The organism is Parapedobacter defluvii (genome assembly GCF_014642075.1).
Classification (GTDB): domain Bacteria; phylum Bacteroidota; class Bacteroidia; order Sphingobacteriales; family Sphingobacteriaceae; genus Parapedobacter; species Parapedobacter defluvii.
On sequence record NZ_BMIK01000012.1, the window covers coordinates 147,709 to 164,544 of the forward strand.

The following is a 16,836-nucleotide window of genomic DNA, read 5'->3' on the forward strand; positions in this document are numbered from 1 at the left end:
CTGTGTGCATTGGTTTTTTAACGATTTCATCATATTGGGATGGTCTTGCCACCGGGGAAGGGCTATTTGAGACATATCACAAAAAGTTGTATTTTCGCCACTCTTATTAAATTTCCGAGATTCATGGATTATCATCATCGCACGATTGAGAAAAAGTGGCAGAAATTTTGGGCAGATAACCACACTTTCCGTGTAGACAATACATCAGCGAAACCAAAATATTATGTATTGGACATGTTTCCCTACCCGTCGGGAGCGGGGTTGCATGTGGGGCATCCATTGGGATACATTGCTTCGGATATTTTCAGCCGTTATAAACGGTTAAAAGGATTCAATGTGCTGCATCCGATGGGATATGACTCGTTTGGCCTCCCCGCTGAACAGTATGCCATCCAAACCGGACAGCATCCGGCCATTACTACGGAGACCAATATCAATCGCTATCGGGAGCAACTGGATAACATCGGGTTCTCGTTTGATTGGAGCCGTGAGGTACGCACCAGCGACCCCACTTTTTATAAATGGACCCAATGGATATTCATGCAGCTTTTCAATGCGTGGTATGACAAATCACAGGATCGTGCGGTGCCCATAGATACCTTGGTGTTGCATTTTGAGGCACAGGGTTCTCAGGGCGTCCAGGCGGTTTGCGATGAGGATGTCCGTCATTTCACTGCCGGCGAATGGCAGGCGTTTACAGACCGTGAAAAACAACAGGAGCTGCTGAAGTACCGGTTGGCTTACCTGCGCGAGAGCACCGTCAATTGGTGTGCGGCGTTGGGTACCGTATTGGCGAACGATGAAGTGGTCAATGGTGTGTCTGAACGGGGTGGTTATCCCGTTGAGCAAAAGAAAATGATGCAATGGAGCATGCGCATCACGGCCTATGCCGAGCGCCTGCTCAAGGGGCTGGAGACCATCGATTGGCCGGAACCCTTGGTCGAGATGCAACGCAATTGGATCGGAAAGAGTGTGGGAGCAAGCGTACGTTTTGGTGTTCCTATCTTGGGCAAGAACCCGTACATCGAAGTATTTACGACACGGGTGGACACCATCTACGGGGTAAATGCATTGGTACTGGCGCCGGAGCATGAGTTGGTGGGTGCGTTGACCACCGATGGACAAAAGGCAGAAGTGGAAGCCTATATTGCGCAGACCAAAAAGAAATCCGAACTCGACCGTATGGCAGACGTTAGAACGGTTTCGGGCGCGTTTACGGGCAGCCATGCCGTCCATCCGCTTACCGGAAAGGACGTGCCGATCTGGATTGCCGATTATGTACTGGCTGGATATGGCACGGGAGCAGTGATGGCAGTGCCTTCGGGTGATCAGCGGGATTACCTGTTTTCAACCCATTTCGGATTGCCAATCATTCCCATTTCGGATGCCCAACAGCTGGATGGCCAGGCCGATCCTACCAAAGAAGGATGCTACATCAACTCAGGTATCATCAACGGGATGACCTATCGGGAGGCTGTGGATACGCTGATTGCAGAGCTGGAAGCGATCGGGGCGGGTAAGGCAACCATCAACTACCGGATGCGCGATGCGATCTTCGGTCGCCAACGTTATTGGGGCGAACCGGTGCCGGTATATTTCAAGGATGAGTTGCCGCAGTTGATCGATGCACGTGAACTGCCGTTATTGCTTCCCGAGGTAGACAAATACCTGCCTACAGAAAGTGGGGAACCACCTTTGGGACGCGCTAAGAATTGGAAATACCAAGGCACCTTCGAATACGAGTTAAGTACCATGCCTGGATGGGCCGGATCGAGCTGGTATTGGTACCGGTATATGGATGCGCAGAATGCCGAGGCATTTGCTTCGCAGGAGGCCATCGGTTACTGGCGTGATGTAGACCTTTACATCGGCGGTTCGGAACACGCTACCGGGCACCTGTTATACAGCCGCTTTTGGAACAAGTTCCTCAAAGATATGGGGTATGTGATTGAAGAAGAACCTTTCAAGAAGCTCATCAACCAGGGGATGATTCAAGGGCGGAGTAATTTCGTATACCGGGTGTTGGATGAGGAAGGCAAGGGGACCAATACCTTTGTATCTTATGGGCTGAAAGACCAATACCGAACAATTTCCCTGCATGTCGATGTGAACATCGTTACCAACGATGTGCTCGATCTGGATAAGTTCCGGAAATTCCGGCCGGATTTTGCAGATGCGGAATTTATTCTCGAAAACGGCAAATACCTCTGTGGCCACGAGGTGGAGAAAATGTCGAAATCCAAGTACAATGTCGTAAATCCCGACGATATCATCGAACAATACGGGGCGGATACCCTGCGTATGTACGAGATGTTTCTCGGCCCGTTGGAGCAAAGTAAGCCCTGGAATACCAATGGCATTGAGGGAGTCTATAAATTCCTCCGGAAATTCTGGAAATTGTTTCACGATGGCGAGGGTAACTTTGTTGTCAGTGACGAGGCGCCCAGTAGGACTGAACTGAAAGCACTGCATAAAATCATCAAGAAAGTTGAGGACGACATTGAACGATTTTCATTCAACACATCGGTGTCGTCGTTTATGATCTGCGTCAATGAGCTGACAGATCTCAAATGCAACAAGCGCGCTATTTTAGAGCAACTGTGTATCGTATTGCAGCCCTACGCGCCACACATTACCGAAGAGTTATGGGAACTGCTTGGTCATGCACCCGGTACGTTGTCCAATGCAAGCTATCCGGCATTTAATCCGGATTACCTGGTGGAAAGTGAATTTGCGTATCCGGTGTCTGTGAATGGAAAAACACGAACGAACCTTACGCTGCCACTTGACCTGGCACAATCGGATGTTGAAAAGGCGGTGCTGGCAAACGAGGACGTGCAGCGTTACCTGGAGGGCAAGCCCGTGAAGAAAGTTATTTACGTGAAGGGGAGGATCGTGAACGTGGTTGTGTAAATCCATCTGCTTGACAACTTGACAAAAAAAGACTATTTTTGAAAGAAGTTTTAACAAAAATAACGTGTCGCCATGAAAACAATGACGGTTGGTGAGTTTAAAACGCATTTTTCTGAAGTGCTTGAACAAATAAAGTCGGGTGGTGAGATTGCCGTCACGTATGGTAAGTCGAAGGAAATCATTGGATATTTTGTGCCTAAATCTGCTAAAGCAAGTAAAAAGCGCAAGTTGGGTATACTGAAAGGAAAGGCATCAGCCTCTTTTAGCCCAGATTTTCAGATGACTACTGAAGAGTTTCTTGCCTTATGACTTATCTGCTGGATTCCCATACATTTATTTGGTCTGTTATTGATCCTGTAAAGTTACCCACCAACGTTTCGGATATCCTGGAGGACCCTCATCAATCCATATTTATTAGTTCTATCAGTTTTTGGGAGATAGCGCTTAAATATGCATTGGGAAAATTGCAACTAAACGGGGTGGAACCCATTGAGTTTCCGTCGTTGGCAAAGGAAGTGGGCTTCGATATTCTTCCCTTGGATTCCGCAGAAGCCTCAACCTATCATTTATTACAGGCCGATTGGCATCGGGATCCTTTTGATCGTATGTTAATCTGGCAAGCCATCCAACAGAAGATGGTTTTTATCAGTGCGGATAAGAATGTGGCTAAGTATCAATCCGTGGGGTTAACGGTATTATGGTAATAGGTAAGATAAGGCTCCGATGATAATGCGCAACCAATTTACACATATGAATAAACTATCTCTTGTAAATAAACTACATCTTGCGGTCGGCGTGTTTCTGCTGTTGGGAAATTTAGTGTCGGCCCAAACCAAACGGTTGGATCTGGAGCAGTCGCTCGGTCTCAAGCCTTCACTTACCAAGTCCATCAACACGGTCAGTGGTTGGGCAGATGCCCAACATTACATTGAATACGATGCACAAAACGGTCAGGTATTTCAGGTACATGTTAAAACCGGCGAGCGCAGACGGTATACACCACCGCCGACCAGTGACGTGGAGGTGTTTATGCAGGACAACGATATTTTTATCCGGCACGGGGTAGGGGCACCCAAGCAATTAACCCACTCGCCCGAAACAGCGGAAAAGAATCCTACGTTATCACCGGACAACCGGTATGTTGCATTTACGCGCAGCAACGACCTATATGCGGTATCCGTAACGGATGGCCGTGAAATCCGGTATACTTCAGACGCAACCGACGTTATATACAACGGTTGGGCTTCGTGGGTATATTTTGAGGAAATTTTGGGGCGTGCTTCCCAATACCGGGCGTTTTGGTGGGCACCCGATAGTAAATCCCTGGCATTTATGCGGTTTAACGACACGCGTGTGCCGATGTTTCCGATCTATAACGCCACGGGGCAGCATGGCTTCCTGGAGCAAACCCGCTATCCGAAAGCAGGTGACCCGAATCCCGAGGTACGGGTAGGGTTTGTACCGGTGGAAGGGGGAAAGGTGGTTTGGGCCGACTTCGATGAAAAAGCCGATCAGTATTTCGGGCAACCGTATTGGAGTTACAATAGTGGAAACCTGATGGTTCAGTGGATGAACCGCGACCAGACCGATCTGAAATTCTATCAGGTAGATCCTGCCACCGGAAACAAACGGGAAATTTATCATGAGCATCAGGATTCCTGGATCGACCTGAGTCACGAAGAGCGGATCACTTACCTTCAAGACAATAAACATTACATACTGAAGAGCGATAAAACCGGTTGGGCGCATTACTATTTATACACGCTGGATGGTACATTGATCAATCCGATCACCTCGGGGAAGTGGCAGGTTTCTTCGCTGGAGTTGGTGGATGAAAAAAACAAGGTCGTTTATTTTACCGCACGCAAGGAACATTCTACGACCGTAGACTTATACCGGGTAGATTACGACGGGAAAAACCTGAAACGGCTTACCTTCGGCGACTATACCCATCAGGTAACAGTAGCGCCTGATGGCAAGCATTTCATCACGACCTATTCCAATGTAAGCACACCACCCAAGATCGCATTGCTGGATAACAAAGGCAAGTTTATAAAAGAACTAGCCGACAGCAAAGCAGCTGATTTTGATAGCTATCTTTTCGCGAAGACAGAAATGATCACCATCCCTACGCCGGATGGATACCAACTGCCTGCTGTCATCACGTGGCCTACCGATTTTAACGAGCAACATCCCTATCCTGTCATTTTCAGTATTTACGGCGGTCCCGATGCGGGTACCGTGAGCAATACCTGGAAAGGCACAGCTAACCAGCATTGGGCCAACGAGGGGATTATCCAGATCAGTGTGGACCACCGTGCGTCCGGTCATTTCGGCAAAGAAGGCGTAGCCTTGATGCACCGCAACTTGGGTCATTGGGAGATGATTGACTACATCACTGCTGCCAAGTGGCTTAAAAGCAAGCCGTGGGTAGATCCGCATAAGTTGTTGATCACCGGTCATAGCTACGGTGGGTACATGACCTGCCTGGCGCTGACCAAGGGAGCCGATTACTTTGACTTTGGCATTGCCGGTGCGCCCGTAACCAGTTGGGAATTGTACGATACCCATTACACGGAGCGGTACATGGATACCCCACAAGACAATCCGGAAGGATATAAGAAAGGATCCATTTTGACTTATGTAGATAACTACAAAGGGGTACTGCGCATCATGCACGGTGATATTGACGATAATGTACACCTTCAAAATACGACCCAACTTGTGGATGCACTGACTAACCGCGACCGGCCGTTTGAGCTGATGATCTATCCCGGGAGCCGGCATGGTTTTTCGCGTGAAAAGTCGGCTTATGACCGCAGGGAACGGTACCGATTTTACTATCAGTACCTGTTGGAGAAACCGGTGCCGGCGGGGCTGAGGTAGCTAATTAAATAAGTGTTTTTTAAATCCACCTTTTTTTCAACTGCCAACGAGATCGGTTTGACAACGAGATCGATTCGACAACGAGATCAGTTTGATCAAGCTACACGCCTGTATTTTACGTAGGATGTTTTTGCGGTGCGTGGCGACGGTCAGCGAACGGATGAACAAGGCAGCGGGGGTTAATTCCATGTCATCGGGCGGGAATTTTCCATCGGATAATTCCGTGATGGATGGTATATAATCGTTACCCGCCGCTTCGGGGGATCGGTAGTATATCGCGTGTCAGTGTGTTTCGGTCGATCAGTATGCAATTGTCGATTGCTCCCGCATTGGCTTAAAAATTACCTGACGTTCGGTATTTAATCCGACGAATAGCAATTGTAATTTTGGGATTGTGAGTTTGTACATTATTTTAGCTGCTAATGCGTAGGAAGATAAATTATTATTTGTTCCTGTTGACCGTATGTATCTGTGCGGCCTCGGAGGCCCGTGCAGGCGAGATCAAGCCGGTGCTGATCGATTCGGCAGCTACTTACCGTCTCAATGGTTATGTAAACTATTATATAGACAGTACGCTGAACGCAACTCCTGAAGCGGTATTAAGCTTTGCAAATCAGGGGCGGTTTATGGATATTAATGGCGATGAATATGTCAGTTTAGGGTATACGGATTTGTATCATTGGGTGATCATCAAACTTGAAAATACCCTTCCGGATCCTACGGATTTATTTCTGTCGATACCCATTCCGAGCATTAACCGGATGGAGCTTTATCGATGCCATGGGGGCGATGATGTGCCTGACCTGATAAGCACGACCGGCGACCGGCTGCCGTTTGCCGAACGCCCATGGCCCATTCGGGATTTTATGTTTCCAATCCGGTTAACTGGCCATGAAACCACCACATTGCTGTTGAAGATTGACAAACGTGGCCAGAATTTTGCATTCAAGGCCAAATTGGGTAAACCGGAGGCGATTTTGCAGGAGGATATTCCGATCTATGCAGCATTTGGATTTTATGCCGGAATATTTGCCTTTGCCCTATTGTTTAATATCCTTATGTACCTATCTGTAGGGGATCGCATCCACCTGTATTATTCGCTGTATATCTTTATTTCCGTAATCCTGGTACTTGACGAAGTGGGATTGACCAAAGAGTGGCTGTTTCCAAATTTGGGGCGGTTTCACGATTACGTCAAATATGTCAGCGGTATACTGGGCTGTGGCCTGCTTATCCAGGTAATGCAACTGTTTACCAATCAGCATGCGGGGAATAGCAGGTTGTACCACCTGACTAATTTTTACAAGTATTTTATTTGGACAGTAGGGATGGTTCCTGTTTTTGCGATGCTGTTTCCCATTAATATGCAGCTCGAACGGACATTTTTCTTTTCCGTCAACTTATTGGTGATGTTTTCGTTAGTGGTCATTGTGGTTTGTGTTATCGAGCGCATCCGGGGCGGTTTCATACTTGGCTACTACTACTTGCTGGCAGTTTTACTACTGATTGTCGGTGCAGCTAACTACATTCTGCAGGTTATGGGGGTAGTGGGGGCACAGTTGCTCAAACCCAACGGGATTACCGTTGGGTTTGCTGCAGAGGTGATCATCCTTTCTTTTGCGCTCACCCAGCGTTATAATTTTCTGAAGCGTGAAAAGGCACAACTCAAGAAAGAAAACGACCGTATCAAGATGCAGTCTGTTCGGCAGGTATTCCAGGCACAGGAAGATGAGCGGGATCGACTGGCGAAAGATCTGCACGATGATTTAGGAGGTACGCTTTCGGTTATCCGGCTCAAAGTGACTGATTTTCAGCAGAAAATCAACGGTTTGCAATCGAATGAGCGCGAGGCATACGAGGAAACAATCCGGTTGATTACCCGGGCGTGCGACGACCTCCGCGAGATATCGCATAGTCTCAAGCCTAAATTTTTCCTGGAAAATGGCCTTATCGGCACCATTCAAGAGCGACTTTCTATCTTAAATCGGGTCAGTGTTGTTAATTTCGATTTCGTTTATCAATATACAATACGTTTGGATCCTGAAGTCGAGTTGTCCATTTATCGCATCGTCAATGAGCTTATTAATAACGTGGTGAAGCATTCCTGTGCGACACAAGCCACCGTTCAACTGGTGGAATCGGCAGACGAACTGGTCATTACCGTAGAAGACAATGGAATCGGATTTGAAGGCAGCGAAACTGCTGGAGGCATCGGACTGAAAAACGTGTATTCGCGCGTTCAGTATCTCGGAGGCCGCTATACGATCGACTCCAATAAAAACGGAACCACCATTACCCTAGAGATACCCCTGCAAAATCATGGAAATCAATCATGCTGAACCAAAAATAAGCCTGTTGTTGGTAGATGACCATCAGCTCTTTATCGATGGCTTACGTTCCATCCTGGATAAACACACGCATTTCTCGGTGTGGCGTACTGCGCGTGATGGGCGGGAAGCCCTGCAACTGTTACAGCACCATACGCCCGATGTAGTGATTATGGACCTGAACATGCCGCGCATTGATGGACAACAGGCTGCAGCCAAAGCCCTGTCTATGCACCCTGGTTTAAAAATCCTGGTGGTTTCCATGTACTATACGACGTCGCTGCAAGCATCCCTGGAGACAATGGGCGTAGCCGGCTTTATACCGAAAGATTCAGATGCAACGGTGCTGATCCAGGCTATCGAAAAAATCCACGGGGGTGGCCATTATTTCTCGATCGATCCCAACCGACAGATGAAGGACGACGACAGCGGGCAGAAAAGTATTCGGCAAAAATATAACCTCACCAAGCGGGAAGTAGAAATTATCCGGTTAGTAAGGCAGAATAAAACTACGCAGGAGATCGCTGAGCTGCTTTTTGTCAGCCCATTTACCATCGAAACACACCGAAGAAACATCTGTACCAAGCTGGATATCAAAGGAAATAATGGCCTACTACTCTTCGCGCAGCAACACTTAGATATCTGACGGCAGAAAATACACTAAAATAGGTATTGACCAGAAGCTGTTTTTTGCGTCTCTTTGTAGTAAACGAACTTCTTGTATCGTGACGGCCCTCGCTACCTATGGCGGCAAAGATTATTATTCAATGCTTGCGATGAAGTCGGTTGAGGACTTGGCCTATTGAGGCGTATATTTTAGTGATTAACAGTTAACGGATACGCTACCATGAATAAAACTAAAGTGAATGAAGCCGCGATGATTAGTGCCATTAAAGCATCTGAATGCGGAAAACGGGTAAGTGAGATTTGTAGGGAACTGGGCGTACACCGGAGTACGTTTTACCTATGGAAAAAAAAGTATCTCAGCATCCGGGAGTCGGAGCAGAATTTGTTGAACAAACAGGAAGCGGAAAATCTGCGCCTTAAACAACAACGGTCGGCATTGGAATCAAATACAAGCATCATTGCCAAGCTGTTGCTATCCTAATTTATCAATGAATTGAAATTTTATCTTGCCGCTTGCAAGTGAAGTCAAATTTCTCTATGTTTGCAATCCGTAAAACGGGGGTTTAGCTCAGTTGGCCAGTGCGTCCCGACAGGGGCGGGAAGGTCAGCGGTGAGTTAGATCACAGAAAAAACAAGGGGGTTTAGCTCAGCTGGCTAGAGCGCTTGCATGGCATGCAAGAGGTCACCGGTTCGAATCCGGTATCCTCCACTTGATTATCAGGTACTTATGAAACATCATAGGTGCCTTTTTTTCTCAGTACCCTCCAGCATTTAATTTTGTGTATTTTTAGTCGATTCAAAGGTGCAAAAGTGTTTCCTTGCGATAAGAGTCTTATAAAATCTTGTATCTTTAACGTATAAATTCCGGTTATCTCCATGAGCCGGTTACGAAAGAAGAAGAAAGCGAAAAGAAGCCTGTGTCCAAAAACAAAAATGTCAAAAATAAAAGAAACGTCAACGAATTTTGCCAACAAACAGGTACTATCCAAAGAATGCTTAGAGGTGTATGCTCGCAATCTGATTGGCGGTCAATAGTCCTTGCCTATCTGTTATGCGCTGATTAGCGGAAAATTACGGTTTGGCGAATTGAAAAGATGTTTACTTAATATAACCGAGCGAATGCTCACGTTACAATTGCGAAAATTGGAAGAAAATAAGATCGTCAAACGGACGGTTTATGCAGAAGTTCCATCGCGGGTAGAATACGAACTGACACCGATTGGGCATGAATTGAAACCGATTATCAAAGAACCCGAAAAGTGGGGCAAAAAGCATAAAGCCCTCTGATTTCAATAATCCCAAACCCGTTTGGCTGCAGCTTGCCATTTCCAATGCGGAAGAAGCAACGAATTATTTGAAATCAAATGGTGTGAATCCTGCTACGAAATTGAGGAACTACCTGAAAACATGCATTTGATTACCGACTCCAGCAGGCACAGTTTTACCAGAAGAGATCCGTGCTGTTTCTGGATTGCCAGATTTGCGAGCGGCGAAACATAGAATTATAGCCATAATTCCCCGCTGATGGGCCAGACGATTGCAATTCCTCCGAAAACGAAGAGTTTTTTTTAACCCTACTTTACAGGAAGCAGAAATCTCTGGTGCCTTCTTCAGGCAGTGAGGCGAACGGGGGATCCGATAAACAGTTCGCATTTGAGCACAACCTGAAAGAGATTATTGCCTATTACAATACCCGGAAAAAAGGCAGTCTAGCGCAGCATGAACAGTTGGATATATCACGGCAGGGACCAACAATAAGCCCGCACAAACAGGTCCGTAAGTAAACAAACTTGCCATAGACGTGATGGACGGGATGTTCCAGATGTCGGCTTCCAACATGGAAGCCTTGGGCAGTGCAATAAAGAGTTTTTGGATAAGGGGACTGTCCCAGATAAACAGTAGGTAAGGTATACGCCCTATTTTCCAAAAGGTCTTAAGCGGCTCGACGGAAAAACCGTTACAATCAGGGGGTACATGGTGCCCATAGAGCCCATACGCCATCACCGTACTTTCCTCCTGTCGGTGCTTCCCGTCTACCAGTGCATGTTCTGTGGGCAGAACGGTATCCCCCCAATGGTACAGGTATTCCTCGCGGATGGCAGTAAGCGCCAGTTCTCCGAGGATCCGGTTATCGTCAGGGGTGCTGTATTTCTGAATGCAACGGATGGCGATTCAGCGGAAATCCAATTGAGAGATGCCATTGTAGGGGGCGGAAAGGAATGAAACAAATATTGTAACCATAACATTACTTCCGAAGGTTAATCTTCGATCCTATCCTTCGGTCTAAATTAGACAATCAAAATACATACAGTCATGAAAGCACCTATCGTTATCCTTGGCATTATGATTGCAATATTGGGCTCGTGTACCGCGACGAGGTATCAGCTGATCAATGCCGACATGAGCCTGATCAGTTTGGGTATGCAGAAAGAAGAGGTTGTCAAACGGATTGGAAAACCCAATCTTGTGGTGGCGTCTCAACGTTCCGCTGAAGGGAACATCGAAGTTTATGAATACTTGCGTTTGGAATTTGACCGGTACACGGAAAAACGGGTGGACAGGCCGATATGGGTTTATTTCGTTGACGACGGAGTCGTTGAATGGGGCCCGGGAGAAAATTGGCAAATGGACAACACGATTACTCAGAGACTGTTGGAAAAATACAGACACCGCAGCCGGAGGTAGCGATTTTTTAAGACAATTTCACATGCCTGGAAATCCGGTTGGATTTTCCGAAGCGTTACGCCATGAAATCAAGCTATTAGACAGAACAAAACACATCGATGATGTCAAGCGCGTTCTGCATCGGCTTCTCGACCGGCACGTCGTATTCGCCTACGCTCCGAAAAAAGACGAGCCCGGTGAGGGCGATCAACGGCAAATCAGGTCGTTCGATATCGAGTTCGAACAGCTGGTCGGGCAAGGTGCCTGCGGTTGGCAATATGGGTGAATGTTCATAAACGGAGGAGCGGATCTCAGCTTCTAGATCCAGGGATATCGCTGCGACAGTAAACCGAGCCCCTGAAATCCTGCCATCGCCGTCTGGTTTCGGTGGATTCAGAACGGACGGCCCCCAATAGGAGGGGAGGAAGAGTTGTAGCTTGCCCGTACTGGTGTTTAACTGACACAGGGTCGGTGCATAGTAAACATCTTTCCATGCGGAATCCTTGTTGAAGCTGAAGCCGGTTAAGAGGTGGAGGTTTTCGGCCAGCAGATCACGCTGGCCCCGGGGGTTTACGCCGTCATTCTTGATGACCTGAAGGATGCGTTTGTTGAGGCGCGTCTGCATGGTGCCTTCATGGAAGAGCGGAAGTATTGGATGCAACGACTGCCGGATTAGTTTCCCGATTGCGGAAGCTCGCCCGAATTCTGTATTGTTTTCCCGCGTTCGGGCAAATTTCGGGTCTTTCGCAATACGTGTGGCACTGACTCCTCTTTTTGCGCGTGCCAGGTGCGCACCGTTTCGTTTGTAGAAAGTCAAGTCTCCGAGCTGACCCTCCAACTTGATGTCCCCCTTTTGATATGCCATGTTTGCCAATGTCGGTTCCCTACAAAGGTATTTAATAGTCACTGTTTATCCAATCGTTATCCAGTATATCGCCAGTATATATTTAGCAATTGAGGTTGCTATATACTGGATATAATATGGATATATACATACGATGGAAAGCAGGGAACGCGGGGTTGCCGCACGCTTTAGTCCGGTTGAATGCGTTTGAACTTTTTATACCATCTCAAATAATGATCTTTGGCTGGTGGAAAGCCTTCAGGCCATTTGCCGAACGTATCCGAATAGGCCACCACCGCATCACTGGGCAGTTCCTTCTCTACCTGTTTGAAATAATCATCCAGATTTGGTATACTCGTAATGCCAAGTTCCCGGTCACGTTTACTTGCATAATAGGGCTCTCGTTGTTCTTGATTGCCTGACTGGTAGGTGTTGCAGTACTCGATGAAATCAAATGCCTCATAATCTAAGTATTCCCATGTAAAGTCGGTGGCGGGCAAAGCTTTGAAGAGATGACGCATAAGTGGCATAAGATTAGCTTCGTGAATCAGTATGCGCTTTTCCCAAGGTATAAAGGGTAATTGATACGGCTTTTCGGTGACGATTCCTTTATCCCGTGCGACAATTTCCGCGGCTTTTTGGACTACCGGTGGATTGACTTCATAGAAAAAATCTGAATCTTTATGGTAAAATTTTCCGTCATGACACATGCAGGAGAGTGCATCAACAAACAAACTACATAACTCCTGTTCCGGATCGAATGGTTGGGGTCGGTAGGTAAACTTGAAATTTTTAGTTAGCGATTCAAAATCTACGATATGGGTGTCTTGATGTGTCAACACCCCAAAACGTTGCCGATATTGTACTTTCGTCAATTCATTGAGAAGGGCTTTTAACCCCTCTTCTTCGGGACTAAAGTGGAACAAGGGGTAATAAGCGCTAGATTCCCAACCATCCGGAGCGACATCTGCCAAGATCTCTGGCAATTGATCGAATACTTCGTTAAAAAGCTGGATGATGGTCTTACGTGGTAGATATTTTATGTTTTCTATCATAGTATAGGTGATGAAGTGGTTAATTATAGGCGAATATATTGATTTTATGTTTATAATACCAAATTCAGCTGGAATAATTGGAGTGCCCAAATCCTAAACGCCAGTGCCTGTCTGTACCTGCGGGCATAAATGGGTTGATTTATTGATTACTTCGTCTTTCCGAAAACCTCTTGGCGATGTTTTACGCCCCAATTTTGCAATTCCTTAATCACTTTTTGCAAGGTTTTGGAATATTCGGTTGGGGTATATTCTGTGCGGACAGGGAAGCCATTGACGACTGTCCGGGTTATCAACTTGTTTTCCTCCATGTCCTTCAGTTCCTTTGCCAAAACTTTGGTTGAGAGTTTTGGGATGCTCCGTTCTATTTCCCTGAAATGCTTATTTCCCTCCCAAAGGGAAATCAAAATCAGAATTTTCCACTTGCCGCCAATCATATCCAGGGTATCCCTTACAGGTATTAATGCCGACAAACATTCGGTATGCGTTTTCTTTTTCATTTTCTTTTTTGATTACCAAAAGGTAACTGATTACAATAAGAAATCAAAAATACGATAATTTTGCATCCATACAAAAATGTAAAAAAATGAAACAAAAGATCCTTTCAGTTTTATGTATCCTATTTGGCCTCATGATGATCAATGCAGGTCTCAACAAATTTTTCAATTACATGCCTGCACCACCGCCATCTGAAGAACAGATGAAAATCTTTGGAGCCATGGTAACGCTTAAATGGCTGATGCCATTGGTCGCCATTGTTGAAATTATTGGAGGCTTTCTGGTCGCCATTCCCAAAACCCGGGCATTGGGCGCACTGGTCATATTACCTGTTCTGATAGGGATTGTCGTCCATCACCTAACCTTTGATATTGCCGGCATTAGCATGGGGTTGATTTTGTTCGCTATCAACAGCTGGGTAATCATCGAGAACAGGGAAAAGTATTCACCGATTTTAAAATAATTAGCATTAAAAAATAGTTAAAATGGTAACGATATATAATGAATTGGCCTCGGATGAGCGCGTAAACACCGCTGAAAAAGCGCTCAAAGAAAATGGCTTTTTAACGGAAGTCTTTGAAACGAAAGAGGCAGTTTTTAATCATATCAAGGAATTGATTCCTTCGGATGCCACGGTGATGAACGGATCATCCCGTACCCTGGAGGAAATCGGATTTGTGGATTATTTAAAGAAAGGTGAACACGGGTGGCGGAACCTGCATGAAGAAATCCTTGTGGAAAAAGACGGGACAAAGCAACAGGAATTACGGAAGTATTCCGTTGTTTCCGATTTTTATCTGGGGAGCGTACATGCCGTTTCGGAGACCGGGGAACTGGTCATTGCATCTGCTTCGGGCAGCCAGTTGGCACACCTTGTTTATACTTCCCAAAATGTAATTCTTGTAGTAGGCACTCAAAAAATTGCAGCTACTCTTGAAGACGCCCGCAACCGTGTTACCGCATATGTGTTTCCTCTTGAAGACGAGCGTATGAAAAGTGTTGGCTATCCGGGAAGCACATTCGGGAAGGAACTTATTTTTTATAAGGAACTGCAGATGGGCCGAAAAGTATATGTATTTTTCGTGAAAGAGAAATTAGGCTTCTAAAGAGATATATTACTTGGGGGTATACCCCGGGTAATATGTGTGCCACGCTATTACTTAACGGATCAGTGAAGTCATGCTGAGCAGCAGAAATCCGCCTGCGCTGCCAATCAATAGGACTACAACCGTATTCAACCTTTTATAAAAAAAAAGTTAGGCCAAGGCATAATACCAGAATTACCGCTCCCCGCCATTCCTGTACGGACGATGTAAACAAATGAAAACCAACCACAGCAATGATGGAAACGGATGCTGCACTGAGGCCATCCAAAAAGAGCCTGAGCTTTCGGCTTTTCCGGGCGGACGAAAGTATCCTGTGCAGGAAAAAGGAAATGAAAAATGAGGGTAGAAAGATGCCAATGGTCGTCAGTATACCTCCTGTCGTTCCTTGGATCAGATACCCCGCGAAGGTCGCACTGGATAAGATGGGACCCGGAGTAATCTGCCCCACGGCGATGGCATCCATCAACTGCTGGTGGGTTAACCAATGGTTATTCCGCATCAGCGTCTCGTCCATATAAGCAAAAAGTACGTAGCCGCTTCCGTACAGAACTGCACCGATTTTCAGGAAAACGAGGAAGAGCTTACCATTTGAAAATTTGCTGTTTATCTCCAAAAATGTCGGAGCCAGAAACATTCCGGTAACTATCGGCAGTCTGCCTTTCGCTGAATGGGCGAAATAATTGACCACACCTGCGCCCATGATCAAGAGCACTTCGTTCATCCCGTAAAGTGCGGCTGCAAATACCAAACAACAGAGTAAAATGAGTGTTTTGTTGTTCTTCAAAGTGCTGCCCGCGAGTCTGAATACCGTACTGACAACCAATGCAGTGGTCGCAGGCCGTACGCCGAAAATAAAACGCTGTACATCCGGTAATGCACTGTACCGCTTATAGAAATACCCAAAGAGCAGGCAGATCAGCGTGGCCGGTAGTAGGTAACAGATTCCGGCTACCACCAATCCCAAACGACCGCCCCGTTCCTTTCCGCAATGCATGACGACTTCTACCGCATTTGGGCCAGGGATAATATAGGAAGTGCTTAGCACGTCCATGAAGTGTTGATGATCTATCCATTTACGCCTGATGACCATCTCATTTTCGATAGTGGAGACCATGCCTGCAATGCCGCCAAATCCGATTGTTCCCAATTTTAAACAGGAGACGGCAATTTCTTTTAATTTTTTTGTTTGGCTTTCTTCTATATTTTCCGCTGTATTTATGGACATTCTGCAAGCATATCTTTGGTCAATAATTGATGTTTATCTGTCTTTTAAAGCTGCAAGTCAACGATGAGGTGGCAAAGACAGGCAGCTTCCGGCAACTTTTAATGCAGAAACAACTGCACCCTCCATATAACCGGGAAATTTGGTCGCGGTTTCCGTTGCAGCAAAGAATAATTTTCCGTGCATATAACTTTCCTGTAATAAGGGATGCCCGTTGTATTGGTGTGGCCGTTGGATCACCTGGTTGCCATCCAATATAAATTCGTCCGTCCAAACCTTGTCAAAATAAGCAGTAGGTTTTAACGCCTGTGCGCCCAATAGATCGCTTAATTGGCGAAGTACCCAATCCCTCCGCACTTGCTGCGGATAGGTTGCAGCACCGCCGCTGAGGAAACCGGTAAAGCCAAATTTATTTTCTTCAAAGTTTGTATGATCGTACATCTCCATAATGATTCCGGCGTGGCTGTACAGCATTCCCGAGTACCCCTCATGTCGCCAAAAGGGATAGCCATATTCCAGGGTAAATTTAATGGCTCCTGCCATCCACGTTTGTACGTTCAATAAAACGGTTTCGAGTGCATCCGGTAATTCAGGTGAAAAGACTATCTGCTTGGCGTATCCGCCCGACCAACCACATATTTCCAGATTGATTGACTGTCTGTAGTTTTACGCCCAAAATATTATTGAAATGAAAGAG

General features: G+C 46.3%; 18 protein-coding genes and 1 tRNA gene. 14 read left to right on the plus strand and 5 right to left on the minus strand.

All coding sequences use genetic code 11. The features are described from left to right. Nucleotides 1-123: 123 nt before the first annotated feature. The 12 genes from leuS (at nt 124) to IEX60_RS16565 (ending at nt 11,438) form a co-directional block, all read left to right on the plus strand. On the plus strand, nt 124-2,913 hold the full coding sequence (gene leuS, locus IEX60_RS16510) for a leucine--tRNA ligase (RefSeq protein ID WP_188752508.1): 2,790 nt from the start codon (nt 124-126) through the stop codon (nt 2,911-2,913). A 72-nt stretch (nt 2,914-2,985) separates the two neighbouring features. Beyond that, complete coding sequence (locus IEX60_RS16515) at nt 2,986-3,222, plus strand: type II toxin-antitoxin system Phd/YefM family antitoxin (protein ID WP_188752509.1); 237 nt, start codon at nt 2,986-2,988, stop codon at nt 3,220-3,222. After that, entirely contained in the window at nt 3,219-3,617 is a 399-nt protein-coding gene (locus IEX60_RS16520) for a type II toxin-antitoxin system VapC family toxin (protein ID WP_188752510.1), read from the plus strand. The genes IEX60_RS16515 and IEX60_RS16520 overlap by 4 nt, the downstream gene beginning before the upstream one ends. Before the next feature lie 46 nt (nt 3,618-3,663). Then, nucleotides 3,664-5,799: a S9 family peptidase gene (locus IEX60_RS16525; protein ID WP_188752511.1), complete on the plus strand. Its 2,136-nt coding sequence runs from the start codon at nt 3,664-3,666 to the stop codon at nt 5,797-5,799. A 422-nt stretch (nt 5,800-6,221) separates the two neighbouring features. Continuing rightward, entirely contained in the window at nt 6,222-8,138 is a 1,917-nt protein-coding gene (locus IEX60_RS16530; protein WP_188752512.1) for a sensor histidine kinase, read from the plus strand. After that, on the plus strand, nt 8,119-8,772 hold the full coding sequence (locus IEX60_RS16535; RefSeq protein ID WP_188752513.1) for a response regulator transcription factor: 654 nt from the start codon (nt 8,119-8,121) through the stop codon (nt 8,770-8,772). The genes IEX60_RS16530 and IEX60_RS16535 overlap by 20 nt, the downstream gene beginning before the upstream one ends. Nucleotides 8,773-8,973: 201 nt before the next feature. Continuing rightward, nucleotides 8,974-9,234: a transposase gene (locus tag IEX60_RS16540; protein ID WP_188752514.1), complete on the plus strand. Its 261-nt coding sequence runs from the start codon at nt 8,974-8,976 to the stop codon at nt 9,232-9,234. Nucleotides 9,235-9,388: 154 nt separating this feature from the next. After that, nucleotides 9,389-9,462: transfer RNA gene (locus IEX60_RS16545), tRNA-Ala, on the plus strand. 329 nt (nt 9,463-9,791) lie between these two features. Continuing rightward, complete coding sequence (locus IEX60_RS24845) at nt 9,792-10,040, plus strand: winged helix-turn-helix transcriptional regulator (protein ID WP_262892327.1); 249 nt, start codon at nt 9,792-9,794, stop codon at nt 10,038-10,040. Between the two features lie 314 nt (nt 10,041-10,354). Further along, the gene (locus IEX60_RS16555; protein ID WP_188752515.1) at nt 10,355-10,537 is read left to right on the plus strand and encodes a hypothetical protein; all 183 of its coding nucleotides are present in this window, start codon (nt 10,355-10,357) and stop codon (nt 10,535-10,537) included. Between the two features lie 190 nt (nt 10,538-10,727). Then, complete coding sequence (locus IEX60_RS16560) at nt 10,728-10,976, plus strand: hypothetical protein (protein WP_188752516.1); 249 nt, start codon at nt 10,728-10,730, stop codon at nt 10,974-10,976. Between the two features lie 90 nt (nt 10,977-11,066). After that, complete coding sequence (locus IEX60_RS16565) at nt 11,067-11,438, plus strand: hypothetical protein (RefSeq protein WP_188752517.1); 372 nt, start codon at nt 11,067-11,069, stop codon at nt 11,436-11,438. 76 nt (nt 11,439-11,514) lie between these two features. On the opposite strand, the gene IEX60_RS16570 is transcribed toward IEX60_RS16565, so the two are convergent. The 3 genes from IEX60_RS16570 to IEX60_RS16580 all read right to left on the minus strand — a co-directional run bounded on the left by IEX60_RS16570 (nt 11,515) and on the right by IEX60_RS16580 (nt 13,813). Next, entirely contained in the window at nt 11,515-12,282 is a 768-nt protein-coding gene (locus IEX60_RS16570) for a hypothetical protein (RefSeq protein ID WP_188752518.1), read from the minus strand. A gap of 167 nt (nt 12,283-12,449) precedes the next feature. Continuing rightward, nucleotides 12,450-13,316: a hypothetical protein gene (locus IEX60_RS16575; protein WP_188752519.1), complete on the minus strand. Its 867-nt coding sequence runs from the start codon at nt 13,314-13,316 to the stop codon at nt 12,450-12,452. Between the two features lie 146 nt (nt 13,317-13,462). Further along, nucleotides 13,463-13,813: a winged helix-turn-helix transcriptional regulator gene (locus IEX60_RS16580; protein WP_188752520.1), complete on the minus strand. Its 351-nt coding sequence runs from the start codon at nt 13,811-13,813 to the stop codon at nt 13,463-13,465. 86 nt (nt 13,814-13,899) lie between these two features. On the opposite strand from IEX60_RS16580, the gene IEX60_RS16585 reads away from it, so the two are divergent. Beyond that, on the plus strand, nt 13,900-14,274 hold the full coding sequence (locus tag IEX60_RS16585; RefSeq protein ID WP_188752521.1) for a DoxX family membrane protein: 375 nt from the start codon (nt 13,900-13,902) through the stop codon (nt 14,272-14,274). 22 nt (nt 14,275-14,296) lie between these two features. After that, the gene (locus IEX60_RS16590) at nt 14,297-14,917 is read left to right on the plus strand and encodes a lactate utilization protein (protein ID WP_188752522.1); all 621 of its coding nucleotides are present in this window, start codon (nt 14,297-14,299) and stop codon (nt 14,915-14,917) included. Between the two features lie 136 nt (nt 14,918-15,053). On the opposite strand, the gene chrA is transcribed toward IEX60_RS16590, so the two are convergent. Continuing rightward, nucleotides 15,054-16,142, minus strand: coding sequence for a chromate efflux transporter (chrA, locus tag IEX60_RS16595; protein ID WP_229717608.1), 1,089 nt, complete (start codon nt 16,140-16,142; stop codon nt 15,054-15,056). Between the two features lie 57 nt (nt 16,143-16,199). Continuing rightward, complete coding sequence (locus IEX60_RS16600) at nt 16,200-16,790, minus strand: FAD-dependent oxidoreductase (protein WP_188752529.1); 591 nt, start codon at nt 16,788-16,790, stop codon at nt 16,200-16,202. Nucleotides 16,791-16,836 lie beyond the last annotated feature (46 nt).